This window comes from Neisseria sp. Marseille-Q2251, assembly GCF_940793045.1.
Taxonomy (GTDB): Bacteria; Pseudomonadota; Gammaproteobacteria; order Burkholderiales; family Neisseriaceae; genus Neisseria.
The window spans coordinates 1-22989 of record NZ_CALNWV010000013.1 but is presented as its reverse complement, the minus strand read 5'-3'; the positions used below and the strand labels follow the sequence as shown (position 1 = coordinate 22989).

At 51.2% G+C, this 22989-nt stretch carries 23 protein-coding genes, 4 tRNA genes and 4 pseudogenes; 6 read left to right on the top strand and 25 right to left on the bottom strand.

Features of this window, described 5'->3' with window-relative positions; translation table 11 throughout:
* Positions 1–26: 26 nt before the first annotated feature.
* The 12 genes from rplJ to rsmD all read right to left on the bottom strand — a co-directional run bounded on the left by rplJ (position 27) and on the right by rsmD (position 5544).
* Entirely contained in the window at positions 27–527 is a 501-nt protein-coding gene (gene rplJ / locus AAG834_RS06630) for a 50S ribosomal protein L10 (RefSeq protein WP_003760504.1), read from the bottom strand.
* 227 nt (positions 528–754) lie between these two features.
* Entirely contained in the window at positions 755–1450 is a 696-nt protein-coding gene (gene rplA, locus AAG834_RS06625; protein ID WP_342031639.1) for a 50S ribosomal protein L1, read from the bottom strand.
* The gene (rplK, locus tag AAG834_RS06620) at positions 1450–1884 is read right to left on the bottom strand and encodes a 50S ribosomal protein L11 (RefSeq protein ID WP_002220151.1); all 435 of its coding nucleotides are present in this window, start codon (positions 1882–1884) and stop codon (positions 1450–1452) included. The genes rplA and rplK overlap by 1 nt, the downstream gene beginning before the upstream one ends.
* Positions 1885–1990: 106 nt before the next feature.
* Entirely contained in the window at positions 1991–2524 is a 534-nt protein-coding gene (nusG, locus tag AAG834_RS06615; RefSeq protein ID WP_003760509.1) for a transcription termination/antitermination protein NusG, read from the bottom strand.
* 2 nt (positions 2525–2526) lie between these two features.
* Positions 2527–2799: a preprotein translocase subunit SecE gene (gene secE, locus AAG834_RS06610; protein ID WP_342031638.1), complete on the bottom strand. Its 273-nt coding sequence runs from the start codon at positions 2797–2799 to the stop codon at positions 2527–2529.
* Positions 2800–2918: 119 nt separating this feature from the next.
* A tRNA-Trp gene (locus AAG834_RS06605) sits at positions 2919–2994 on the bottom strand.
* 6 nt (positions 2995–3000) lie between these two features.
* Complete coding sequence (gene tuf / locus AAG834_RS06600; RefSeq protein WP_003742643.1) at positions 3001–4185, bottom strand: elongation factor Tu; 1185 nt, start codon at positions 4183–4185, stop codon at positions 3001–3003.
* A 40-nt stretch (positions 4186–4225) separates the two neighbouring features.
* Positions 4226–4300: transfer RNA gene (locus AAG834_RS06595), tRNA-Thr, on the bottom strand.
* Positions 4301–4311: 11 nt separating this feature from the next.
* Positions 4312–4385: transfer RNA gene (locus tag AAG834_RS06590), tRNA-Gly, on the bottom strand.
* A 36-nt stretch (positions 4386–4421) separates the two neighbouring features.
* Positions 4422–4505 (bottom strand) — tRNA-Tyr (locus AAG834_RS06585).
* Between the two features lie 99 nt (positions 4506–4604).
* The gene (locus AAG834_RS06580; protein ID WP_003679513.1) at positions 4605–4856 is read right to left on the bottom strand and encodes a YfhL family 4Fe-4S dicluster ferredoxin; all 252 of its coding nucleotides are present in this window, start codon (positions 4854–4856) and stop codon (positions 4605–4607) included.
* Positions 4857–4977: 121 nt separating this feature from the next.
* Positions 4978–5544 carry a 16S rRNA (guanine(966)-N(2))-methyltransferase RsmD gene (gene rsmD, locus AAG834_RS06575; RefSeq protein ID WP_342031637.1) on the bottom strand — a complete coding sequence of 189 codons (567 nt, stop codon included), beginning with the start codon at positions 5542–5544 and terminating at the stop codon, positions 4978–4980.
* 271 nt (positions 5545–5815) lie between these two features.
* Here rsmD and AAG834_RS06570 point away from each other — a divergent pair, with 271 nt between their 5' ends.
* On the top strand, positions 5816–6037 hold the full coding sequence (locus tag AAG834_RS06570) for a hypothetical protein (RefSeq protein WP_083299336.1): 222 nt from the start codon (positions 5816–5818) through the stop codon (positions 6035–6037).
* A gap of 79 nt (positions 6038–6116) precedes the next feature.
* Here the strand turns inward: AAG834_RS06570 and topA are convergent, their stop codons facing one another.
* The 9 genes and pseudogenes from topA to rsmB form a co-directional block, all read right to left on the bottom strand.
* Positions 6117–8423: a type I DNA topoisomerase gene (gene topA, locus AAG834_RS06565; RefSeq protein WP_342031654.1), complete on the bottom strand. Its 2307-nt coding sequence runs from the start codon at positions 8421–8423 to the stop codon at positions 6117–6119.
* Positions 8424–8507: 84 nt separating this feature from the next.
* Positions 8508–8963 (bottom strand): DUF494 family protein, encoded by a 456-nt coding sequence (locus tag AAG834_RS06560; protein WP_003742632.1) that lies wholly within the window; start codon positions 8961–8963, stop codon positions 8508–8510.
* A gap of 25 nt (positions 8964–8988) precedes the next feature.
* Positions 8989–9144 (bottom strand): annotated as a pseudogene (locus AAG834_RS13815) (DprA-like winged helix domain-containing protein); the annotation flags it as partial.
* 141 nt (positions 9145–9285) lie between these two features.
* Positions 9286–10209, bottom strand: a pseudogene (gene dprA / locus AAG834_RS06555) (DNA-processing protein DprA); the annotation flags it as partial.
* A 299-nt stretch (positions 10210–10508) separates the two neighbouring features.
* Positions 10509–10616: pseudogene (locus AAG834_RS06550) on the bottom strand (IS5/IS1182 family transposase); the annotation flags it as partial.
* Between the two features lie 128 nt (positions 10617–10744).
* Positions 10745–12028: a sigma-54-dependent transcriptional regulator gene (locus AAG834_RS06545; protein ID WP_003763191.1), complete on the bottom strand. Its 1284-nt coding sequence runs from the start codon at positions 12026–12028 to the stop codon at positions 10745–10747.
* Positions 12021–14144 carry a sensor histidine kinase gene (locus AAG834_RS06540; protein ID WP_342031635.1) on the bottom strand — a complete coding sequence of 708 codons (2124 nt, stop codon included), beginning with the start codon at positions 14142–14144 and terminating at the stop codon, positions 12021–12023. Before AAG834_RS06540 ends, AAG834_RS06545 begins: the two co-directional genes overlap by 8 nt.
* Before the next feature lie 3 nt (positions 14145–14147).
* Positions 14148–14741 (bottom strand): DUF4390 domain-containing protein, encoded by a 594-nt coding sequence (locus AAG834_RS06535; protein ID WP_003742625.1) that lies wholly within the window; start codon positions 14739–14741, stop codon positions 14148–14150.
* Positions 14707–15966 (bottom strand): 16S rRNA (cytosine(967)-C(5))-methyltransferase RsmB, encoded by a 1260-nt coding sequence (rsmB, locus tag AAG834_RS06530; RefSeq protein ID WP_342031634.1) that lies wholly within the window; start codon positions 15964–15966, stop codon positions 14707–14709. The genes AAG834_RS06535 and rsmB overlap by 35 nt, the downstream gene beginning before the upstream one ends.
* Positions 15967–16138: 172 nt before the next feature.
* Here rsmB and AAG834_RS06525 point away from each other — a divergent pair, with 172 nt between their 5' ends.
* The gene (locus AAG834_RS06525) at positions 16139–16423 is read left to right on the top strand and encodes a PepSY domain-containing protein (RefSeq protein WP_019271681.1); all 285 of its coding nucleotides are present in this window, start codon (positions 16139–16141) and stop codon (positions 16421–16423) included.
* A 131-nt stretch (positions 16424–16554) separates the two neighbouring features.
* On the opposite strand, the gene AAG834_RS06520 is transcribed toward AAG834_RS06525, so the two are convergent.
* The 3 genes from AAG834_RS06520 to def form a co-directional block, all read right to left on the bottom strand.
* Positions 16555–17076 (bottom strand): O-acetyl-ADP-ribose deacetylase, encoded by a 522-nt coding sequence (locus tag AAG834_RS06520; RefSeq protein WP_342031633.1) that lies wholly within the window; start codon positions 17074–17076, stop codon positions 16555–16557.
* 133 nt (positions 17077–17209) lie between these two features.
* Complete coding sequence (gene fmt / locus AAG834_RS06515) at positions 17210–18136, bottom strand: methionyl-tRNA formyltransferase (RefSeq protein WP_070655272.1); 927 nt, start codon at positions 18134–18136, stop codon at positions 17210–17212.
* Positions 18137–18280: 144 nt separating this feature from the next.
* Positions 18281–18784 (bottom strand): peptide deformylase, encoded by a 504-nt coding sequence (def, locus tag AAG834_RS06510; protein ID WP_029609881.1) that lies wholly within the window; start codon positions 18782–18784, stop codon positions 18281–18283.
* Between the two features lie 280 nt (positions 18785–19064).
* Between def and AAG834_RS06505 the strand changes: the two genes are divergently transcribed.
* On the top strand, positions 19065–20345 hold the full coding sequence (locus AAG834_RS06505; RefSeq protein WP_009312686.1) for a LysM peptidoglycan-binding domain-containing protein: 1281 nt from the start codon (positions 19065–19067) through the stop codon (positions 20343–20345).
* A 108-nt stretch (positions 20346–20453) separates the two neighbouring features.
* Positions 20454–20735, top strand: coding sequence for a hypothetical protein (locus AAG834_RS06500; RefSeq protein WP_342031632.1), 282 nt, complete (start codon positions 20454–20456; stop codon positions 20733–20735).
* 200 nt (positions 20736–20935) lie between these two features.
* Here the strand turns inward: AAG834_RS06500 and AAG834_RS06490 are convergent, their stop codons facing one another.
* A complete protein-coding gene (locus tag AAG834_RS06490) occupies positions 20936–21622 on the bottom strand; it encodes a Bax inhibitor-1 family protein (protein WP_342031631.1) in 687 nt (228 codons plus the stop codon).
* Positions 21623–22164: 542 nt separating this feature from the next.
* Between AAG834_RS06490 and AAG834_RS06485 the strand changes: the two genes are divergently transcribed.
* Together AAG834_RS06485 and AAG834_RS06480 are read left to right on the top strand one after the other, a co-directional pair.
* Complete coding sequence (locus tag AAG834_RS06485; RefSeq protein ID WP_342031630.1) at positions 22165–22620, top strand: four-helix bundle copper-binding protein; 456 nt, start codon at positions 22165–22167, stop codon at positions 22618–22620.
* A gap of 264 nt (positions 22621–22884) precedes the next feature.
* Positions 22885–22989 (top strand): annotated as a pseudogene (locus AAG834_RS06480) (IS5/IS1182 family transposase); the annotation flags it as partial.

Below are 22989 nucleotides of genomic sequence, written 5' to 3'. Positions count from 1 at the left end.
TAATTGATTAACAGAAACAAAATTGATTAAGCGGCTTCTTCGCCTGCTTTTTTCTCTGCCAAAGCAGCCAAACCGCGCGCAAAGCCTGATACAGGAGCTTGCATAACGAACAACAGTTTGGACAACAGCTCTTCGCGGCTCGGAATAGAAGCCAACTCAGCAACCTGAGCAGCATTCATTACTTCACCATTGTAAGAACCGGCTTTAACTACAATCTTGTCATCTTTTTTCGCGAATTGGTGCAGCACTTTAGCAGCAGCAACAGCATCTTCAGAAGCAGCATAAACCAATGGACCAACCATTTGATCAGCCAAAGCTGCGAATGAAGTACCCTCTACTGCACGACGAGCCAATGTGTTTTTCAGAACGCGCAAGTAAACGCCTTCTTTACGCGCATTAGCGCGAAGCTCAGTCATACTGGAAACACTGATACCGCGATATTCAGCAACCACGAGAGTTTGAGCGTTAGCAATTGCTGCGCTGATTTCCTCTACGGCTACTTTCTTGGTTTCAATATTGAGACTCAAGGTCTACCTCCCACTGTTTATAAACAGGATATCGGAATGATATCCCACCAGCGCGGTAACCTAAAAAGACATCTTACAAGCAATCTTGCAATGTGTTTCAGGACTACCGTCTGCGTAGGGCAGTTACGATTAAATCTTGCGATCCCTACGGTCTTGGACATCTACTTAATTCTAAGTAGCCCAAATTCAAGCAACTCAAAAATAGAGTTGCTTGAAAATTTCTTAGATTAGTTATTCACGCTTGATGTATCAACGCGAACACCTAAACCCATAGTGCTGGATACAGCAACTTTTTTCAGGTACTGACCTTTAGCAGCAGCGGGCTTGGCTTTAACGATAGCGTCCAGCAACGCATCAAAGTTCTCTTTCAAATCAGCCTCAGCAAATGAAGCACGACCGATAGTTGCATGAACGATACCAGCTTTATCTGTACGATATTGCACTTGACCTGCTTTTGCATTTTTAACTGCTTCAGCCACATTAGGAGTAACAGTACCCACTTTAGGGTTCGGCATCAAACCACGCGGACCCAAGATAGTACCCAACTGACCAACGATGCGCATTGCATCAGGAGAAGCAATAACGACGTCAAAGTTCAGATTACCTGCTTTGATTTCAGCAGCCAAATCTTCAAAGCCGACAACATCAGCACCAGCTTCTCTAGCTGCTTCAGCATTTGCACCTTGAGTAAATACTGCCACGCGGGTTGTTTTACCAGTACCTTTAGGCAGAACAACTGAACCACGGATAACTTGGTCAGATTTACGCGGATCAACACCCAAGTTGAAAGATACGTCAACAGACTCGTCAAATTTAGCAGTCGCTGCTTTTTTTACCAAAGCAATTGCTTCATCAATTGCATATAATTTATTGGCTTCAATAGAAGAGCGCAAAGCTTTCAAGCGTTTAGATACTTTAGCCATTATACAACACCCTCCACATCTAAACCCATTGAGCGAGCAGAACCAGCAATAGTGCGAACAGCGGCATCCAAATCAGCAGCAGTCAAATCAGGTTCTTTAGTTTTGGCAATTTCTTCCAACTGAGCACGGGTCAATTTACCCACTTTGTTTGTCAGAGGATTAGAACTACCTTTTTGCAAACCGGCGGCTTTTTTCAACAGAATAGAGGCCGGAGGAGTTTTCATCACAAAAGTGAATGACTTATCCGCAAATGCAGTAATTACAACTGGAATCGGCAAACCAGGCTCCATGCCTTGAGTTGCAGCATTAAATGCCTTACAGAATTCCATAATATTCAAACCACGTTGACCCAAAGCAGGACCAACTGGGGGAGATGGATTGGCTTTACCTGCAGGAATTTGCAGTTTGATGTAGCCGATAATTTTCTTTGCCACTTATAGGACTCCTAAAAACGGGTATAGCGCGGAACCATTTCCGCTTCCCAAAAAAGAATTTAGTATTATATTTACTTAGAGATTTTTTTTCAAGGGATTTAAAAACTTAAATCTTTTCTACTTGACCAAACTCCAGCTCAACCGGGGTTTCACGACCAAAAATCTGAACTGAAACCCTCAATTTATTACGCTCATAATTCACTTCATCTACAATACCGTTGAAGTCAGCAAAAGGTCCTTCGTTTACACGAACTTGCTGCCCCACTTCAAATTCAACTTTAGGTTTAGGCTTCTCAACCCCAGAACGAACCTGTTGCAAGATTGCATCAGCCTCTCTTTGAGAAATCGGAGTAGGCTTATTTGCCGTACCACCAATAAAACCTGAAACTCGAGGGGTACTTTTCACCAAATGCCATGAATCATCGGTCATTTCCATTTCGACCAAAACATAGCCAGGATAGAACTTACGCTCGCTAATGGTTTTGCGACCATTTTTAATATCGACCACTTCTTCAACCGGAACAAGAATCTGACCGAAATAACCTTCCATGCCTTCGCGAGCGATACGCTCTTTTAGGGTCTTCTGGACATTTTTCTCAAAGCCGGAATAAGCCTGCACAACATACCAACGTTTTGACATTTTTACCCCCTCTTCAACAACACATCAAAAAACAGCCAAGAAATAGCACTGTCTGTCGCGTAAATAAATACCGCCAAGATTGCTACAAATATAACGACGAAGATCGTCATCTTAACTGCATCATCCCGCGTAGGCCAAACAACTTTTTTAAACTCAGACCATGAGTTTTTAAAATAGGAAAGCAGCCCTTCTCGCTTAGGCGGCGTAGAATGATTGCCGGATGTTACAAGCTGACCCGACTTTTCTGCTTTATGTTCAGATGTATGTTCAGTCATCTTTACTCACTCACCACAGCATCAAAGTCGCACTATCTCACTCATGCAATGGTTTAAATTGATTACTAAAAAAGAAATGCAAAAAAATTAACCGGCACAGGGCCGGTTAATTTTTTATTTGGCAGGCCAAGAGGGTCTCGAACCCCCAACCCTCGGTTTTGGAGACCGATACTCTACCAATTGAGCTATTGGCCTCTAAACTTAAGCGATGATAGAAGAAACCACACCTGCACCTACGGTACGGCCACCTTCGCGAATCGCAAAGCGCAGACCTTCTTCCATAGCGATAGGTGCAATCAGTTCTACAGTGATGGCTACGTTCTCACCAGGCATAACCATTTCTACACCTTCTTCCAAAGTAACCGCGCCGGTTACGTCGGTAGTACGGAAGTAGAATTGAGGACGGTAGTTGGCGAAGAACGGAGTATGACGACCACCCTCTTCTTTGCTCAATACGTACACTTCTGCTTTGAATTTGGTGTGCGGAGTGATGGTACCCGGTTTAGCCAATACTTGACCGCGTTCCACTTCTTCACGTTTGGTACCGCGCAGCAATACGCCTACGTTGTCACCGGCTTGACCTTCGTCCAGCAGTTTGCGGAACATTTCAACACCGGTACAAGTGGTTTTTTGGGTTTCTTTCAGACCTACGATTTCGATCTCGTCACCAACGTGGATGACACCGCGCTCTACACGGCCGGTTACTACTGTACCGCGACCGGAGATGGAGAATACGTCTTCGATAGGCAACAGGAACGGTTTGTCCACGGCACGCTCTGGAGTCGGGATGTAGCTGTCCAATGCGGCAGCCAGTTCGAAGATTTTTTCTTCGTAAGCGGCGTCGCCTTCCAAGGCTTTCAGTGCAGAACCTTGTACGATCGGGCAGTCGTCGCCTGGGAAGTCGTAGCTTGACAGCAAGTCACGGATTTCCATTTCAACCAGTTCCAGCAGTTCGGCATCGTCAACCATGTCGCATTTATTCATGAACACGATGATGTAAGGTACGCCTACTTGGCGGGCCAACAGGATGTGTTCGCGGGTTTGCGGCATAGGACCGTCGGCAGCGGAACATACCAAGATTGCGCCGTCCATTTGTGCGGCACCGGTAATCATGTTTTTAACGTAGTCGGCGTGTCCCGGGCAGTCTACGTGTGCGTAGTGGCGGGTTTCGGTTTCGTATTCTACGTGTGAGGTATTAATGGTAATACCGCGGGCTTTTTCTTCGGGAGCGTTGTCGATTTGGTCGTAAGCTTTTGCAGCACCACCGAATTTTTTAGCCAAAATAGTAGTCAAAGCAGCAGTCAGGGTGGTTTTACCATGGTCAACGTGACCGATGGTGCCAACGTTTACGTGCGGTTTGCTACGTTCAAATTTTTCCTTTGCCATGGCAAATTTCCTATCTTTAAAATACTGAGAAAATGGTATTTGGTGCCCATGGGCAGATTTGAACTGCCGGCCTCTCCCTTACCAAGGGAGTGCTCTACCCCTGAGCTACATGGGCCAATAGACTATTGGAGCGGGTGAAGGGAATCGAACCCTCACCGTAAGCTTGGAAGGCTTCTGCTCTACCATTGAGCTACACCCGCAGACTTACTGCATCAATGCTCCAACACATTGGAATTTGGTGGTGGGAGAAGGATTCGAACCTTCGAAGCTCTCGCAACAGATTTACAGTCTGCCCCCTTTGACCGCTCGGGAATCCCACCAAAAGAGAACGCAAGTTTATTCGTGCCTCAGATTTTCGTCAAGCTCTTTTTTAATTTTGTTTTTTAAAAATCACTCAATTTATTGCTTTAAAAAAGAATTTATTTGAACTGAATGATTTTTTCGTATTTTGCCATCAGCTCTTCGTGCGTTTCCGGATGCTCTTCATCAATCAGGATGCAGTCCACCGGACATACCTGTTGACATTGCGGCTCATCGTAGTGGCCTACACATTGCGTACACAAATTAGGATTAATTTCGTAGATTTCTTCACCTTGCGAGATGGCGTCATTGGGGCACTCCGGCTCGCAAACGTCACAGTTAATGCACTCATCTGTAATAAAGAGCGACATTTCTTTTCCTTTTTCATTTAAATTATCAAAACCGATTGGGCGCGGATTATAGCACAAACGCGTCAAAAACAATCTGTTTAGGCGAATGTTTACACCCTGGTAATGATTCTCAAATCTCTTACTATTCAGCCACTTGGACAAACTGCAAGAGCACAAAACCACTCTTACCCGCCCGCCCTTCGCGATAAGGCTCCAACCACTCGGGAAAATCGGGCAGCTCCCCTGCTTCAATATAGACCATTGCCCCGTTTTTCAAGCTATTTTTCAAAGAAGCAAACAAATTTTCCCAGCCCTGCCACGCAAATGGCGGATCCAAAAAGACCACATCAAACTTTTCAGACGACCTCTGCAAATACGCAAGGCCATCGGTATTGAGGATTTCTAGCTTATCCAAACCCAATACTCTGGCGTTTTGCCACAGCATATCGGCAGTTTTACGGTTATTGTCTGCCAGCACTACCCTTTTCGCGTTACGGGACGCGGCTTCAAATCCTAGCGCACCGCTTCCTGCAAACAGGTCCAACACGTTCATACCGGTCAAATCCTGACCGAGCCAATTGAAAAGTTTTTCGCGGACACTATCAGGTGTCGGACGCAGACCGTCCGCATCTGCAAAAACCAGTTTCCTTCCCCTGCATTGTCCGCCGATGATGCGGACTTGATTTGAATGTTTGCTGTGTTTGTTCATGATTGGGAAAACGAATCGTCTTACAGTTTCAGACGACCTTTAAAGAATGACAAAGCAGCCATTATACCGCAGCGTTTTTTCATTTAAGGCAGCATGAAAACAAATCGACCATCGCAAAAATTTATTTTTTATGATGGTAAACTTACAAAATTTTATAAATTATAAAATATTTTCTCAAATAAAAAGGTCGCTTACGTTTGCCATTAGAACTTTCCCACCGCTTTTTCAGTCTATTTGCCATAATACTTAATGAAAATATGGATGGCTGACAATGCCGCTTTGGAAAATTATTTTGGGTGTTTATATCAGTGGTGTGATTGCCTTCACCGCCCACGCTCATTTTTTTGATGAATATTACCGCCACTTAGGATTGATACCGAACTTGGGGCGCGGTCTAATTTGGTTCGTCTTTTGTCTGCCTTTGATTGGCAAAACCGTTGCTTTGATTGTCAGTTTGTTCTTTCTTGCTACATTGGTTTTTGCGAGACGTTGAGTCCTTTCTTAATAAGACTGAAAAGGTCGTCTGAAAATTTTTCAGACGACCTTTTTTCTTCTAAACCAACCTACCTTCATCACTCTTTCGGTGCAGGCGGTTCAATCTGTTCTTTCCAGCCGCATTCTTTTTGCGGGCAGACTTTTTCGACGCCCCAGCGTTTGGTGGTTTTGATGGTCAAAACCGGCCATGCGCATTTTGGACAGGTTTCGGCTACGGGCGGATTCCAAGTGGCGTAGTTGCAGTCGGGATAGGTGCTGCAACTGTAAAACAGTTTGCCGTAGCGGGATTTGCGCTCGACGAGGTTGCCTTTTTTGCATTGCGGGCATTGGACGCCGGTATCTTTCGGTTTTTCCAACGGCTCGACGTGTTTGCATTTGGGGTAGTTGGCGCAGCCGATAAATTTGCTGCCGGTGCGGCTGTATTTGTACACCAGCCGTCCGCCGCATTTGGGGCACTCGCGCCCGTCGAGTTCGGCTTGCTCGGCTTCGGCTTTGGCGATGCGCTCGGCGGCTTCTTCGGCGGTTTCATTGACGTTGCGCGTGTAACTGCACTCGGGATAGCCGGCGCAGGCGACGAAGCGGCCCATTTTGCCGAACTTGATTTGCAGTTTGTGTTCGCCGCATTTCGGGCAGGTTTCATCGAGTTCCTGCGTGGTGAATTTGGCGCGTTCGATGCCTTCTTTTTCTTCCACTTGTTTGATGAACGGTTTCCAGAATTTGTCCATCACGGGAATCCAGCGGCGTTTGCCGTCGGCGATTTCGTCGAGCTGGTCTTCGAGTTTGGCGGTGAAGTGGTAGTCGACGTATTGGGCGAAGTGTTCGGTCAGGAATTTGTTAACGATGTCGCCTGTGTCGGTGGGCATGAAGCGTTTTTGCTCAAGGGTAACGTATTCGCGGTCTTTGAGCGTGGAGATGATGCTGGCGTAGGTCGAGGGGCGGCCGATGCCGTATTCTTCAAGGGCTTTAACCAGCGTGGCTTCGTTGTAGCGCGGCGGCGGGGTGGTGAAGTGTTGTTCGCCGTAGAGTTTGTCCACGGGTAGTTTGTCGCCTTCGCTCATTTCGGGCAGTTTTTTGCTGTCTTCGCCTTCTTCATCGTCGCTGCTTTCTTCGTAAACGCTGAGGAAGCCTGCGAAGGTTTGCACTTGTCCGGTTACGCGGAATACGCCTTTGCCGACGGTAATATCGACGGTGGTTTGGTCAAATTTGGCGGGCGTCATCTGACAGGCGACGGTGCGTTGCCAAATCATTTGATAGAGTTTGAACTGGTCTGCGCTCAGGAAGGGGTTGACGCTTTCGGGCGTGCGGTACACGGAAGTCGGACGGATCGCTTCGTGCGCTTCTTGGGCGTTTTTGGATTTGGTTTTGTATTGTTTGGCAGCACTCGGCAGATATTCTTTGCCGATTTTGTTTTCGATGTAATGGCGGATTTCGGTTAATGCTTCATCTGCCAAATTCACGCTGTCGGTACGCATATAGGTAATCAGACCGATGGCGCCTTGCCCTACGTCTATACCTTCGTAAAGCTGCTGGGCGGTACGCATGGTGCGGTCGGTTGTGAAGCCGAGTTTGCGCACGGCGTCCTGCTGCATGGTGGATGTGGTGAACGGCGCGGCTGGATTGCGGCTGCGCTTTTTCTTTTCGATGGCGGTAACGACCGCCTCTTTGCCTTCGAGTTCTTTCAACACGTCGGCTTGCGCGGCTTCGTTCGGCAGGTCGAATTGTTCGAGTTTCGCGCCGTTGTATTGGGCGAGTTTGGCGGTGAACTTGCTGCGGCCTTTGTGGCTGTCGAGATGCACTGTCCAATATTCCTGCGCTTCAAACGCGCGGATTTCGTTTTCGCGTTCGCAAATCAGGCGCAGGGCGGGGCTTTGCACACGGCCTGCGCTCAAACCGCGGCGGATTTTTTTCCACAACAACGGCGAGAGGTTGAAACCGACCAGATAGTCCAGCGCGCGGCGGGCTTGTTGCGCATCGACCAAGTCCATTTCGATTTCGCGCGGGTTGGCGACGGCGTCGAGGACTGCGTTTTTGGTGATTTCGTGGAACACGACACGTTGCGGCTTGATGTTTTTCAGGCCGCGTTTGGATTTGAGGATTTCAAAAAGATGCCAGGAAATCGCTTCGCCTTCCCTATCCGGGTCGGTTGCGAGGTAGATGTTTTCGGCTTCTTTGGCTCCGGCAACAATCGCATCGACGTGTTTGGCGTTGCGTTTGATCAGCTCGTATTTCATGGCGAAGTCGTGTTCGGGATCGACGGCACCATTTTTGGGGACGAGGTCGCGGACGTGGCCGTAGGAGGCCAGAATTTCGAAATCGCCGCCAAGATATTTTTTCAGGGTTTTGGCTTTGGACGGTGATTCGACGATTAAGAGGTTTTTCGCCATTGTTTGTTCTCTTTTAATGTATTGGATGATGCGTTTCAGACGACCTTTCTGAACAAGCTGCGTCAAAAGGTCGTCTGAAAAGGTTTAATGCATGGTCGCTTTGCCGTTGAGCGCGCCCATCAGGTCGTCGCCGATTAAGACGGGCAATTCGCTTTTGTGCGCCCACAATAAGAGCAACACCAGCACTTTCGCCGTATCGAGCGTGATTTCTTCGGGCGGGATGTGCATCAGGGCGTGGATGACGATTTCGCGCTGCTCGTAAGTGATGGCGCGTTCGGCAACCAGATACTGCATCAGCCCCATGACTTCCTGCGGCAGGTTTTCCACTTCCTCGTTGCAATACACGCGCAGGGCATGGCTGTCGAACGGCGCAGCGGCAAATTCGGACGTGTTGAACAACACTTCCATCATCATCAGTGTATTGCCGATTTCCGTTACGTCAAAACCTGCATCTTCCAACAGGCGGCCCAAATCCTCCGGCGGCGGGCAGTTGTCAAAATCTTGGAAGTGTTCGATGAGATAGGCGATGACTTCTGTCATGCTGGTTCCTTAATGAATGAATCGATTATGCTTTTATGCGCTGATAGCGTCCGCCCGGCAAGGCGGCGACGATGCCGTCGAGTTCGTATTCCAGCAGTCGGGCGTAAACGTCTGCCGCCGCCCATGCGGTTTGCTGCGCCAATATATCGGGATGCACGGGGTCGTAACCCATGGCGTTCAGCAGTTCGTCTTCCGCTGTCGGCGCGGCAACCGTATTGGCTGGGGCCGGCTGTTTTCGGACATCAAGGTCGTCTGAAAACGGCAAAACAGGTTCAGACGACGTCTCTCCGACGGCAGTGCGTTTTTCCGTTTTTTTGTTTACCTTATTTATAGAATATGATGGAACTGCCGCATTTTGCAATAGCCCCGGACATTCGTGAAGGATGTCGTCCAAACATTCCACCAATTTCGCGCCGTCTTTAATCAGCTTGTGGCAGCCTTTGCTGTGCGGATTGTCTATCGAACCGGGCACCGCCATCACCTCCCGCCCCATCTCCGCCGCCAGCTTGGCGGTAATCAGCGAACCGGATTCCAACGCGGCTTCAACCACCAGGGTAACCTGCGACAACGCGGCGATCAGGCGGTTTCGGCGCGGGAAGTTGCCCGCAAAAGGCCGCGTATCCAAAGGAAACTCGCTGACGATCAACCCTTTTTCGGCGATTTCATAGGCAAGGTTTTTATTGGAGGGCGGGTAAATGCGGTCTATGCCCGTTCCCCAGACGGCGATGGTGCCGCCGCCCGCCTGCAACGCGCCTTGATGGGCGGCGGTGTCGATACCCGAAGCCATGCCCGACACGACGGGAATATCCTTTTCGCTCAACGCCCTGCCAAAATCTTTGGCAATCCGCATCGCCTGCGGCGTGGCATGGCGGCTGCCGACAATGGCGGCGGAAGGTTTGTGCAGCAGTTGCACGTTGCCGCGCAAAAACAAAACCGGCGGCGCGGTAATGCCCTGCGTCAGCATTTCAGGAAAATCCTCATCTTGCAGCAGCAACAAACGGCAGCCGTCCTGCGTTTCCCATTGCAACGCCGCTTCCGCAGCCTTTTGCGCCAACGCCTGTTTTTCAGCGTTGCGCCAAGATTCGACTGCCTGCTTGTGGCGCACCACCGCGGCGATTTGCTCCGCCGGAGCGTCCAGCGCGGCTTTCGCGCTGCCGAAACGTTGCAGCAGGAGCAAGAAGCCCTCCGCGCCGACATAAGGCATAAACGCCAGTTGCAGCCAGGCAAGGCGGTCGTTTTCCGTCATCAATTGTGTCCCCTTGTTGTTTTCAGACGACCTTTGTTCGGGAGGTCGTCTGAAAACAAATAAATGTCAGTATTTAAAGATAAAGCCGGCAAGCTTTAAGCCGATACAGCGTTCCCGCATCTGATTCCGGTTTCGTGTCTGCTCACCGTCATGCGGATGCTGCCAAACAGCCGGCAGCCCGTTAGTAACTTTTGTAATATTTTTATATTCTACACGATACGGTAGAAATATCTGTTATTCAAATGATTGTCGCACGCAGCCGTGATTCCTTCTCACCCTGCACGGAAATGGCGCATTCAATATAATGGATTAAATTTAAACCAGTACGGCGTTGCCTCGCCTTGCCGTACTATTTGTACTGTTTGCGGTTTCGTCGCCTTGTCCTGATTTAAATTTAATCCACTATAAATGAACCGAATTTGCATCAGTGGGTTGGATACAGCAAAAACGAATAAATTAATGGCAAACAAGGTCGTCTGAAAACATACCGCGGCGTACCGTATGCTTTCAGACGACCTTTTGTCCTACTACCGCCCTACTCTTCTGCTTTTTCCGCTGCGCTGCGGCGGGAAACGCTGATGCCTAATTGTTTGAGTTTACGGTAGAGGTGCGTACGCTCCAAGCCGACTTTTTGGGCGACGCGGCTCATGTTTTGCCCTTCTTGGGCGATGTGGTATTCGAAATAGCGGCGTTCCAGCTCTTCACGCAGTTCGCGCAAAGGCATATTGAAGTTGAAACCGCCGACGATTTCGGTGGCGACCGTTGCCCGTTTTTGTCCCAATGCGGCAACGACCGCCTGCTCGTGGACTTCCTGTCCGTCCGCCTCCAGCATCAGGTTTTTCACGACGCTGCGGAGCTGGTCGAAATTGCCCGGCCAATTGTATTGGCAGAGGACGGTCAACGAGCCGTTGCTGAATTTGACGGGCTGGATTTTTTCGCTGTCCGCCAATTCGGTCATGACTTGGTTAACCAAGAAAGCGATGTCTTCGGATTGGCTGCGCAAAGGTGGGATGCTGATAACATTGCCGGAAAGCAGTTCGGACAACTTGGCATCGGCGATGGCATCAGCCGGGCTTTCATCGGCGGCGTGGCTGCCGGCGACGATAACGCGTACGTTGTAACGGTCTGCCTTACCGAGGATGAAACTGATGCCGTTTTGGATGTTTTTGCTGTACTGCGCTGCATCACCGAGATAGAGCGTGCCGCCCGATGCTTTTTGCAGCAGCTCTAAAGGCGCGTCGGCAATGAGTTCGACGCGGCTGAGTCCGACCCAAGGCGTGCCGCTTTTGTGGAAATAGCGGGCAACGATTTCAAACGGCGAACCGGTTTCGCCGCTGAGCAGCACGGGGCCGCTTTTTTTCACGGCAGGCTCAAGCTGCTGTTTGAATTCCTGAATGGCGGGGCTGTTGCCGAGTTTGTCGAAGGACAAGCCCGCCGCCATCTGCATTTCGCCGTGTTTGAGGGCGCGGTCGACGGTAGAGAGCAGCTTTTGCAGGGCAATCGGTTTTTCCAGAAAATCGAGCGCGCCGATTTTGGTGGCTTCGACGGCGGTATCGATGCTGGCGTGTCCGCTCATCATCACCACGGGCATGTTGAGCTGCCCATTTTTCGCCCACTCTTTGAGCAGGGTAATCCCGTCGCAGTCGGGCATCCAGATGTCCAACAACACCATGGCGGGACGGGTCTGGTGGCGCAGTTGGCGCGCCTCTTCGGCGTTCTCCGCCAAAGCCACGGAATAACCTTCGTCTTGGAGGATTTCCGAGAGCAAGTCGCGGATACCTACTTCGTCATCTACAATTAAAATATCACTGCTACGCATAAGTTTCTACCAATCGGGGTAAGGCTATTTTCACACACGCGCCGCCTTCGTTCTGATTGCTCAGGCTGATGCGGCCGCCGTGCTCTTCGATGATTTTCTTCACAACGGGCAATCCCAGTCCCGTACCTGTCGGTTTGTCGGTTACATACGGCTCGAAGGCATTATGCAGCATTTCCTTGCTGAAACCTTTGCCGTTGTTACACACGGTCAGTAAAACCTGTCCGTCGTTATCTTCGCCGACGCTGACATTCACTTGAGGGGCTTCCGCCTCTTCCGCCGCTTCCGCCGCGTTTTTAAAGATATTGTGCAATACCTGCCGCATGGCGGTGGTATCGGCGGAAATCGGCTGCGGCTTATCGGACAAGTCCGAAACGAAGCGGCACGCCCCGCCTTCGTACAGCAGCAACACTTCTTCAACCAAGCGGTTCAAATCGTGTTTTTCAAAATTCAGCGACGGGGCGCGGGCGTAATTGCGGAAGGCTTCGACCATTTCTTTCAATGCCGCCACCTGCTTGACGATGGTGTCGGTCGAACGGCTGAGTATTTGGGCGTGTTGTTCGTCCAATTTGTCATGCAATTTCCATGCCAATCTCTCGGCGGAAAGTTGGATAGGCGTGAGCGGATTGCGGATTTCGTGTGCCAACCGCTTCGCCACTTCGCCCCATGCGGCTTCTTTCTGCGCGCGGATAAGGACGGTAATATCGTCAATCACCATCACCACGCCGTTGTCGTTGTCGTCGGGCAGGATGGTGGCTTTACCCAAGAGAATGCGTGCATCGTCGGGGGCGGCGTATTCGACTTGGACGGGTTTGGCGGCATTGGCGGTTTCTTCAATCGCGGCAAACACTTCGGCAAGCAGGGTCTGCTGCGGCGATTGTCCGCGCCAGTCATGCCAGTTGCTGCCCCACAGCGGCACCAATTCAATGCCCAAAATCCGTTCGGCGGCTTTGTTGAAAGTTTTCAGACGACCTTCGGCATCCAAAGTAATCACGCCCGTGGTCAAACTTTCCAACACGCATTCGAGATAGTGGCGCGCCGCTTCTTCGCGCAGGCGGTTGTGTTCGTCGGCTTCTTTGGCGATGGCAAGCTGTTCGGTCATGTGGTTGAACAACTGGGTCAACCTGCCGAATTCGTCGTTGCGGAACACGGGGCGTTTCTGGCTGAAATCGCCCTGTGCCACCGCCCTTGCACCTTCTGCCAACGACAACACCGGCTCGACGAAGCGGCGGGCGAAATACAGAGCCATCACCAAGGCAAGGAAAATCGCCAACAGCGCGGCAACCAGCAAAGTCGCCAAGAAGAAGGTTTGCAGGCCTTGTTTGGTGTAACTCAATTCGGCGTATTTCGCCCGCGCCGCTTCAATCAGCGTAGCGTCCTGCGCCACATCCTGCGGGATGGGCTGGCGGAAAAACAAGGCGTAATCGCGTCCGTTGTGCGCGCCGATGAGCATCCAGCCTTGCGCGTACAAGACATTTTCTATGTTTTCCAAACTGCGTATCGAGCCGGTCTGCTCCAGAGTATCCCATCCTTCTTTGTCGAGTTCGGGCTGGTTTAGTTTCAGCGGATTGACACTTTTCTCGGTTTTACGGGTTTTGACGTCGTAGAGCGAAAGCTGGGTAAAGCCGCCCGATTTGGCGGCATTTTTCAGCGCCTTGCCCAAATCGCCGTCCACAGACGCGGTGCTGATCAGGTCGATTTGCACCGGCGTGGCGTTGCTAACAGCGTTGTCCACCGCCAGATTCAGCGCGGATTTACTCAAGTTCAGGCTGCGTTCGAGGGCTTCGTGGGTATCGTTGCCGAACCACGAATTAATCGTGCCGTTGATGAACTGCGCGGAAATGCCGAACAGGAACACGCCCGGCAATACCGCCACCAGCGTAAACATCCCCGACAGCCGCCGCGCAATCTGCGAGCCGAACACGCCCTTGCTTTTGTCGCGCATGAGGAGCAGGACGTAGCGCGTCAAAACCGATGCCAACACCAGCATCAGCAGCGCACACAGGGCAATAATCCACCAGAAATATTCCGCCAGCGGGCTGGTACTGCCCGTTGCTATGGTCAGTCCGTAGAGCAGTCCCACCGCCGCCAACACGGCAATCAGGAGAAAGCGGCGCATGGTTTACTCCTGAGAGATGGTCAGAGACTTCCAGCCGGAATCCAAGTGCCAGTTTTTAGAAGTCAATGCGTTGATTTGGAAGGGTTTGGGCAGCTTTGCTGTTGAAAGCAGCAGGCGGATTTCGGCTTGCGTGTCTTTCGCTGCAACGCCGCTTAACGCACCTTTGGACAGCACTTTCCAGTTGGCGACCGCCCCTACGCCGCGCAAGGCGGTCTCAAGCGTGTCGTATTCGGTGGAAAACGTGCCGACGGTTATGCGGTAGCGGTTGGTCAGCGGATGGAAGGAAAGTTTGTAGTGGATGGTGTTGTCGCTGTTGAGCAACTGGTCAAACTTGAAGCGGTAAGACGGCATGGAAGGCGCAGAAAGCTGCCAGCTCAAAGTGAAATTCAACGGCACGCCCTGCCGGAGCGCCTGTTTGAGCTGGTCGGGCAAATCGGTGCGGAAACGGCTGCTGACGGAAAGCTGTCCGGTTTCGGTCAGCTTCGCCTCGGAGCGGGTCACGCTGATGCCCTCCGCCGCCGCATTCAGCGACAGGGCGAGCAACAGCGTTCCAAACAGCCGTTTACTGCTTTTTGATAAGCGCGTAATAAAAGCCATCTTGATGTTTGTTCGGTAAAAGCACACGCGATTCGATCAGCTCGGCATCGGCGTGGCGGTTGAGGAATTTTTGCAACTGAACGTCGTTTTCTTCGACAAACACCGAGCAGGTGGCAAGCAGCATTCTGCCGTTTTTCGTCAGGGTTTGCCAAAGCGCGTCCAGCAATGCCTCCTGCTGACGGGCGGTTTTGGTGGCATCGGTCGGACGGCGCAGCCATTTTACGTCGGGATTGCGCCGCGCCACACCCGAAGCGGTACACGGCACGTCGGCAAGGATGGCGTCGAAAGGCTTTCCATCATACCACGCCGCCAAGTCCTGCGCATCGGCGCAAGTCAGAGCGGTCGTCTGAAACCCCAAACGGTCAATATTGTCCTTCACTCTTTTCAGACGACCCTCGTCTATATCTAAAGCGGTCACATGACAATCCGCCAGTTCCAACATATGCCCCGTCTTTCCCCCCGGCGCGGCGCACGCATCCAAAATCCGTTCGCCGTCTTTAGGGTTTAACAGATACGCCGCCTGCTGCGCGCCGAAATCCTGCACCGACACCAGCCCTTCGGCAAAACTGGGCAGTCGGCTGACGGGAACCGCCTCGTCCAGCGTAACCGCATATTCGTCCAACGCCTTAGCCGCAATACCTTCTGCCGCCAGCTTTTCCAAATACGATTCGGCATTGCCGTGGCGGCGGTTGACCCGCAGCGTCATCGGCGGATGCGATTGCAGCGCGGTGGTGATGTTGTGCCAGTGTTTCGGATAATGGTTTTTCAGGTATGCCACCCACCACAGCGGCAGGTTGTGTTTCGCCACATCGTCTTTTTTGCACGAAGCCTCCAGCTTCTGACGCTCGCGCAAAAAACGCCGCAAAATCGCGTTGGCAAACGAGCGGAACTGCCCGCGCCCGATTTTCGCAATGCTCTCGACTGCCTCGTTGACCACCGCATGAGGCGCGTTGCGCGTGTAATGCAGTTGGTACATCGCCGCCAAAAGCAGGCTTTCGAGCTGCGGATTGTCAATCGGCTTTTTCAGCATCTGCGCGAGCATATGTTTCAAACTGCCCAAATAACGCTGGCAGCCGTAGGCAATATCCTGCAACGCGCCTTTTTCCTGCGCCGTCAGCTCGGGATGCGCTGCGCGGATTTGCGCCAACACATCCTGAAGGTTGCGCCCTTCGGCGACCGCCGCAATGCTGTCGGCGGCGAGTTTTTGGGCGAGGGACATACTCATAAATTCAATTCCTTAAATGACTGCTTCGGTTCGATTTGTTCGTTAAAAATGTAAACGCCGCACAAGCGGTTCGGGCGGTGTTCGGGGCAAGATTCAAATTGTGTTAATCCGATTGCCCGCTCATGACAATATCCATATAGTCCGTTCTTTTCAACACACATAAGGATTCATCATGAATTTACGCTTCCTTTCCCTGCTTGCCGTTTCCGCCGCACTCGTTTCCGGCAGTCTGACCGCCGCAGCGGCACCGCACAAACATTCCCGCGCCATCTCCCAAGCGCAAGCCGTCAAAATCGCCAAGAAACGCGTCGGCGGCGGCCGCGTTACCGACATCGACCACAGCGACGGACGCTGGGAAATCGAAATCCGCAGAGGCTGCACCGAATACGATGTGGACGTTTCCTCACAAAGCGGCCGCGTCATCAAAGTGGACACCGACAACCACTGCGACGATTAATGGATTCTTGGTTAATGGATTCTTATAGGAAGCCGGACTGCCTGTCCGGCTTTTCTGTTTTCAGACGACCCCAAGCTTGCCTAAGGTCGTCTGAAAACATTTTATCTGCCGTTTTGCCTGATTCGGGACTTTCAGACGACCTCTCCGTCCCGTTCCAACAATGTCCGATAGCGTTCGGCATCCTGCGGCGAATAGCAACAGAAAACGATTTTTTCGACAGACGGACACTGCGGCAAGTTTTTTTTCAAAATCGTCAAAGCGGTCTCGGCAGCCAAGTCGGCGGGGAAACGGTACACGCCCGTGCTGATACAGGGGAAGGCGATACTGCGGATGCCGTGTTCTTGCGCCAACAGTAGGGAATTTTGATACGCTTCCGCCAGCTTGACCGCTTCGCTGCGATGTCCGCCGAACCAAACCGGCCCGACGGTGTGAATCACAAATTTCGCCGGCAGCCGATAGCCTTGGGTGATTTTCGCTTCGCCCGTGCGGCAGCCGTTCAACTGCCTGCACTCTTCCAGCAATTCCCGCCCCGCCGCGCGGTGAATCGCGCCGTCCACTCCGCCGCCGCCCAACAACGAGGAATTGGCGGCGTTCACGATGGCATCGACTTCAAGTTTCGTAATATCGCCTTCGACTACTTCAAACACTGCCATGATCTGCTCCTAAACGTGGGGAATCTTGTCGTCAGTTCAACAAAACCAAACGTTTCCCTGCCGATATTTTCAGACGACCTCTGAGCTATCCGAAGAAAGGTCGTCTGAAAATTAATCAGTCTGCAAACGGCTTCTACAAAACCGTCCCAACCTCAATCTTATGCCCTGCCGCAAACGCCGCAATCGGCATCCGTTTGCTGCCCGAAGGCTGCAATTCGGTAATCTTCAGCGCATTCTCGCCACAGGCGACAACCAAGCCGTCAGCCGAGCAAGACAACACTTCGCCCGCCCTGCCTTGTTGCGCTACTACTTCCGCCCGCCAGATTTTCATCGGTTTGCCCTGATACTCGACCCACGCAGCGGGAACGGGGTTGAAGGCGCGGATTTTGCGTTCAATCACTGCCGCGCTTTCGTTCCAATCGACACGCGCTTCTTCTTTGCTTAATTTTTGTGCATAAGTCACACCTTCTTCGGGCTGTTTGACGCTTTTCAGACGACCCTCCGCCTTTAATTGTTGCAAATCAGCAACAATCGCTTCCGCACCGAGATTCATCAGCGCGTCGTGTACTTCGTTGGCGGTATCAGTCGGTTGAATGGCGTAACGGTGTTCGCTGACCACATCGCCGGTGTCCAAACCGATGTCCATCTGCATGATGCACACGCCCGTCTCGGCATCGCCCGCTTCAATCGCGCGCTGAATCGGCGCCGCACCACGCCAACGGGGCAGCAGCGAGGCGTGGATGTTGAGGCAGCCGTGTTTCGGCGTATCTAACACGTCTTGCGGCAGAATCAGTCCGTAGGCGGCAACGACCATTACGTCGGCCTCGACCTCTTTGAGCATTTGCAGGGCTTCGGCGTTGTTGCGCAGTTTTTCAGGCTGCGCCACGCGCAAACCCAATTCCAACGCGGCCTGCTTCACAGGAGACGGAGCAAGCTGCATCCCGCGCCCTTTGGGGCGGTCGGGCTGGGTCAACACCAGCGGGATTTCAAAACCGGCGGCGGCAATGGCTTTTAAGGCGGCAGCGGCAAAATCGGGCGTACCGGCAAAGATGACTTTCATGGGAAACTCCTTGGAAATGGGTTTCAGATAACCTATATAGCGCAACGGCAAACATTGCGACAGGTCGTCTGAAAGTTTGAAAAACAACGGCTTGCTGCCGTTTTCCTCTTTCAGACGACCTGTTCGACCGTATCATTCGGCTTTTTAGATGGTGTGTTTCTGACGTTTTTTCAGTTTGGTCTTAATCCGACCCTGCTTAAGCTGCGACAGGCGTTCGACAAAAACGATGCCCATCAGGTGATCCAACTCGTGCTGCACGCAAATCGCCAACAGCCCGTCCGCCTCCAGCGTGAATTTCTCGCCTTTTTCGTTCAAAGCCTCGACCTTGACGCGCTCGGCGCGGGTAACGGTGTCGTAAATGCCCGGCACAGACAGGCAGCCTTCTTCATAAGTGGTTTCGCCGTCTTTCTCAACAATGACGGGGTTGATGAACACGCGCGGCTCGCTGCGGTCTTCGGTCAAATCCATTACGACGACGCGCTCATGCACATCGACCTGCGTCGCTGCCAGCCCGATGCCGCGCGCTTCGTACATGGTTTCAAACATATCGGCAACCAGCTTTTGGATGCGCTCATCGACTTGCTCGACAGGCTTCGCCACGGTGTGCAGACGCTCGTCGGGATATTGCAGGATATTCAGTAAAGCCATAATTTTCTCTTCGTTTTTCAATACTTGGGACGCGCATTCAAACGCGTCCGGCAGCAGATTGTGTGTGTTTTCATACAAATTTTGCGCGTGTCTTCACAATTCCCGTGATGACACTAACATTCAATGATAAAATATGCGTCAATGAATTTCTGTTCAATGCGCACGAAACGCCTATTGACGTTTTTTAAAGGGGGACGGCGGTTTTTGCAAACTCCCGGCCATTTCATTTTCTCCGTTTATCATTTAAAGACAAACCGAATCAATTTCAAGGGGAACGGTTATGCAACAACGTATTATAACCCTGCTTTGTGTCGCGGGCATGGCAATTTCCGCCCACGCTCAAGCAGCTTCATTAAAAGTGCGCCCCGATGCGCCGCAACGCTACGTCGTGAAAAACGGCGACACACTCTGGGGCATCTCCGGCAAATATCTGTACAGCCCGTGGCAGTGGAACCGCCTTTGGGGCGCAAACCGCGGCGAAATCCGCAATCCGCATCTGATTTATCCGGGGCAGGTGTTGGTTTTGCGCTACGTCAACGGCCGCCCGCAACTGGGCTTCGAAAACGGCTCCGCAGGCAATGACGGCATTCCGGTCATCAAACTCAGCCCGCGCGTCCGCGAAACCTCTTCAGGCTACGGCATCCAAACCGTCAACGTGAACTTCTACCGCATGTTCATGCAACATCCGCAGTTCATCGACCAAATGAAGACCCAAGACGCACCGCGCCTGATCGACGGCCCTGACAACCGCATCATGTACAGCAAAGGCGAACGCGTGTACGCCTACGGAGTTACCGAACCCGGCCGCTATCTGGTTTACCGCGCCGTCAAAGACCTGACCGATCCCGATACCCGCAAATACCTCGGACAAGAAGTCGTCTTCAGCGGCATCGTCAGCACCCTGCCCTACACCAACAGCGCGCTGGACTCCGCTTCCGACGAAGACCGCAAATACCTGAAAGACGGCGAATACTACACCCGCCTGCACCCGCTGGCGAAAGTGCCGACCCAAACCGCGCAGCCTATGATTGTGGAAGAAGCCGTTTCCGAAATCCGCAAAGGCGATTTCCTGCTGAAAATGGACGGCGAAACCGAGCCTTTCCAAATCATGCCGCACGCGCCGACGCAACACATCGACGGTAAAGTCATCTCCATCCTCGACGGCGTACACGAAGCCGGACAATTCCAAACCGTTACCCTGAACAAAGGTTCCGCCGACGGCTTGGACAAAGGCACGGTCTTGAGCATTTACAAACGCGACCGCCAAGTGAAAGTCGATTTGGAAGAAGGCAAAAAAGGCCGTAAGAACATCGTTAAATATGTTTCCATCCCTGCCGAAGAAACCGCATTGGCCATGGTATACCGCACCGGCGAACATCTCTCGTCCGCCATCATTTTGGAAAACCTGACCAGCATCAACATCGGCGACACCGTATCCGAACCCGGCCGCGACCTGGACAATATGTCTGACGACAAACCGCACGTCCGCAACGAGCCGCAAGATTCCCACGATACGGAACACAACCAATACAATATCCACAGCAACATCAATAAATATTGATAGATTGCCAGCAACACAACGTCGTCTGAAAATTTCAGACGACGTTTTTTTATCTTGGTATCTTGGTCACAAAAGTCCTGAAAAGGTCGTCTGAAAACGACACCGTTTATGATGAAACGCTTCTCATCAACAGAAACCGCGTTTTTTTTACCAGAGCAAAACTCGATGATGCGCCTTCAACAAGCTAACTTCAACCAATACAACATTACGTCGCACAAGTTTGATGGATACTCTTTTCTAAAACACCAAGGCTCCAGCACAACCTTTGACTTTCTCAAATACAGCCCATCAAGTTTGCCTCTCAGCAATGTTGAATGCCCCCACCCGTCACCAAGCAAATCAGCTTTATACCCATACGCCCTAACCACCCGCCGCATTATCCCCACCTGATTCAAAACGAATCCACACAAAAACCTAAGCATATATAGTGGATTAACTTTAAATCAGGACAAGGCGACGAAGCCGCAGACAGTACAGATAGTACGGCAAGGCGAGGCAACGCCGTACTGGTTTAAAGTTAATCCACTATAAAAAAGGTCGTCTGAAACCTTTTCAGATTTCAGACGACCTCGATATCAGAACCCAAGCCATTAATCGTCGTTGGTGAATGCCAACAAGATGCGCAACAGGCTGCTGAAAATATTGTAAATAGAGATGAAAATAGTCAGAGCCGCGCTGATATGGCTGTCTTCGCCACCGTCAATCACGGTACGCACCTGCCACATAATGACCAGCGAACTGAACACAACGAACGCGCCGGAAATAGCCAGGCTCAGCGCCGGAATTTGCAGCATGAAGTTAGCAACCACAGCAACCATCAGAACCACACCGCCGATTGCCAAGAATCGACCGAGCGAGTTCATGTTCATCGTTGTGCGGCGTGCCATCGCTGCCATCGTAAAGAATACACCGGCGGTCATGGCTGCGGCTACACCTACGATTTGAGTACCATTACGAATAGCAAGCGCATATTGCAGCAGCGGGCTGATCAACACGCCCATGCCGAAGGTAAAAATCATCAACAAGACAACGCCTGTATTGCTGTAACGGTTTTTCTCGATAAGGAAAATCATACCGTAGAAGAATGCCAATACAGCTACAAAACCCATCCAGCGTGCGCCGAACATAGCGTACAGGTTTAGGTTCAAAGCGCTGCTGGCGAATGCGCCGGCAATAGCGGGAATGAAAGACAAACCCAGCAGGCGGTAAGTTTTTTGCAAGACAATGTTTTGGGAAACTTGTCCTGCAAGAGGATAGTCGTAAACGTCGTTTCGCATGGCGTTTGCTCCTGAAAAAAGTGTGTGGAAACAAAAAGAATTCTGATTCTATCAGCAAATTATTGGCTTGGGCATAAAAATATGCCTACGTCGCCGTTTAGGGATAAGTGGTAGCGTTCAAAGCATTTTAAAGTGCCGCAATCATAAATTTATATAAAAAGCTGCCTCTGGAGCCAATATTAAATCTTCGTTTACCCCTTTTACTGCTTGATTTCCACCGCTTCAAAATCAGATAAACCAGACTTTCGCAAAATAATGAAGTTTAATGATTTGCCAGAGCAAATTTGAATAAAGCCGACCTCCAGCTGCGTAAACAACACAAGAAATAAAATAACTTCATTGATTATTTATCAACTTTCGACCTATTGTCTGCCGAACGGCTGAATGATACGATTGCGCCGGTAAGTGTAGTGTAATCGCTCAAAACCCGAATAAGCGGCTGATTTCAGACGACATCAATGATGCGCAGAAAGCCACTGTCTTCGATTTTGGCGATTCGTTATGTTTAACTGCATATCAATGATTATATAAGGAAATACAGTATGAACCGTCGTCAATTCTTGGGTGGTACAGCCGTTTCTTTGGCAGCCGCCACCTCATTCGCCCGCGCTCACGGAAATCATAGCCATAAAGGCCATTCCCACGCTGCTCCTGCTGCTGCGTCCAAAACCTATGAAGCAGCCAGAAAAGCGGCTGTCCACTGCGTTGAAGCAGGTCAAATCTGCTTGGCACACTGCATCCGACTGCTGAGCCAAGGCGATACTTCTATGAAAGACTGCGCAACAGGCGTCAACCAAATGCTGGCTTTGTGCGGCGCGCTGCAAAACCTTGCCGCCCAAAACTCTCCGCTGACCCCTTCTTTGGCAAAAGTCTGCGTCGAAGCGTGCAAACAATGTGCCGCAGCGTGCAAACAACACGCAAGCCACCACGCAGAATGCAAACAATGTTATGAGTCTTGCCTTGCCTGCATCAAAGAATGCGAAAAAATTGCTGCTTAATTGACGCGGTAAATAACCGGTCTGCCTGTAAAACAAGCTTTGTTTTGCAGGCAGGCCGGTTTGTTTTGGATGGGATGGTTTTCACAAATTTATAGTGGATTAACTTTAAATCAGGACAAGGCGACGAAGCCGCAGACAGTACAGATAGTACGGCAAGGCGAGGCAACGCCGTACTGGTTTAAAGTTAATCCACTATAGAATGAGACCTTTGCAAAATTCCCCAAAATCCCCTAAATTCCCACCAAGACATTTAGGGGATTTTCCATGAGCACCTTCTTCCGGCAAACCGCACAAGCCATGATTGCCAAACACATCGACCGCTTCCCACTATTGAAGTTGGATCAGGTGATTGATTGGCAGCCGATCGAG

What these genes read in the sequence shown, in the direction of transcription:
- tuf (WP_003742643.1), bottom strand. Translation starts at nt 4,185, where the DNA reads ATGGCAAAGGAAAAATTTGAACGTAGCAAACCGCACGTAAACGTTGGC.
- rplA (WP_342031639.1), bottom strand. Translation starts at nt 1,450, where the DNA reads ATGGCTAAAGTATCTAAACGCTTGAAAGCTTTGCGCTCTTCTATTGAA.
- def (WP_029609881.1), bottom strand. Translation starts at nt 18,784, where the DNA reads ATGGCTTTACTGAATATCCTGCAATATCCCGACGAGCGTCTGCACACC.
- fmt (WP_070655272.1), bottom strand. Translation starts at nt 18,136, where the DNA reads ATGAAAGTCATCTTTGCCGGTACGCCCGATTTTGCCGCTGCCGCCTTA.
- AAG834_RS06485 (WP_342031630.1), top strand. Translation starts at nt 22,165, where the DNA reads ATGAACCGTCGTCAATTCTTGGGTGGTACAGCCGTTTCTTTGGCAGCC.
- secE (WP_342031638.1), bottom strand. Translation starts at nt 2,799, where the DNA reads ATGACTGAACATACATCTGAACATAAAGCAGAAAAGTCGGGTCAGCTT.
- AAG834_RS06580 (WP_003679513.1), bottom strand. Translation starts at nt 4,856, where the DNA reads ATGTCGCTCTTTATTACAGATGAGTGCATTAACTGTGACGTTTGCGAG.
- AAG834_RS06500 (WP_342031632.1), top strand. Translation starts at nt 20,454, where the DNA reads ATGATGAAACGCTTCTCATCAACAGAAACCGCGTTTTTTTTACCAGAG.
- AAG834_RS06490 (WP_342031631.1), bottom strand. Translation starts at nt 21,622, where the DNA reads ATGCGAAACGACGTTTACGACTATCCTCTTGCAGGACAAGTTTCCCAA.
- AAG834_RS06570 (WP_083299336.1), top strand. Translation starts at nt 5,816, where the DNA reads ATGCCGCTTTGGAAAATTATTTTGGGTGTTTATATCAGTGGTGTGATT.
- topA (WP_342031654.1), bottom strand. Translation starts at nt 8,423, where the DNA reads ATGGCGAAAAACCTCTTAATCGTCGAATCACCGTCCAAAGCCAAAACC.
- AAG834_RS06520 (WP_342031633.1), bottom strand. Translation starts at nt 17,076, where the DNA reads ATGGCAGTGTTTGAAGTAGTCGAAGGCGATATTACGAAACTTGAAGTC.
- AAG834_RS06540 (WP_342031635.1), bottom strand. Translation starts at nt 14,144, where the DNA reads ATGCGCCGCTTTCTCCTGATTGCCGTGTTGGCGGCGGTGGGACTGCTC.
- nusG (WP_003760509.1), bottom strand. Translation starts at nt 2,524, where the DNA reads ATGTCAAAACGTTGGTATGTTGTGCAGGCTTATTCCGGCTTTGAGAAA.
- rsmB (WP_342031634.1), bottom strand. Translation starts at nt 15,966, where the DNA reads ATGAGTATGTCCCTCGCCCAAAAACTCGCCGCCGACAGCATTGCGGCG.
- AAG834_RS06525 (WP_019271681.1), top strand. Translation starts at nt 16,139, where the DNA reads ATGAATTTACGCTTCCTTTCCCTGCTTGCCGTTTCCGCCGCACTCGTT.
- AAG834_RS06545 (WP_003763191.1), bottom strand. Translation starts at nt 12,028, where the DNA reads ATGCGTAGCAGTGATATTTTAATTGTAGATGACGAAGTAGGTATCCGC.
- AAG834_RS06560 (WP_003742632.1), bottom strand. Translation starts at nt 8,963, where the DNA reads ATGACAGAAGTCATCGCCTATCTCATCGAACACTTCCAAGATTTTGAC.
- rsmD (WP_342031637.1), bottom strand. Translation starts at nt 5,544, where the DNA reads ATGAACAAACACAGCAAACATTCAAATCAAGTCCGCATCATCGGCGGA.
- AAG834_RS06505 (WP_009312686.1), top strand. Translation starts at nt 19,065, where the DNA reads ATGCAACAACGTATTATAACCCTGCTTTGTGTCGCGGGCATGGCAATT.
- AAG834_RS06535 (WP_003742625.1), bottom strand. Translation starts at nt 14,741, where the DNA reads ATGGCTTTTATTACGCGCTTATCAAAAAGCAGTAAACGGCTGTTTGGA.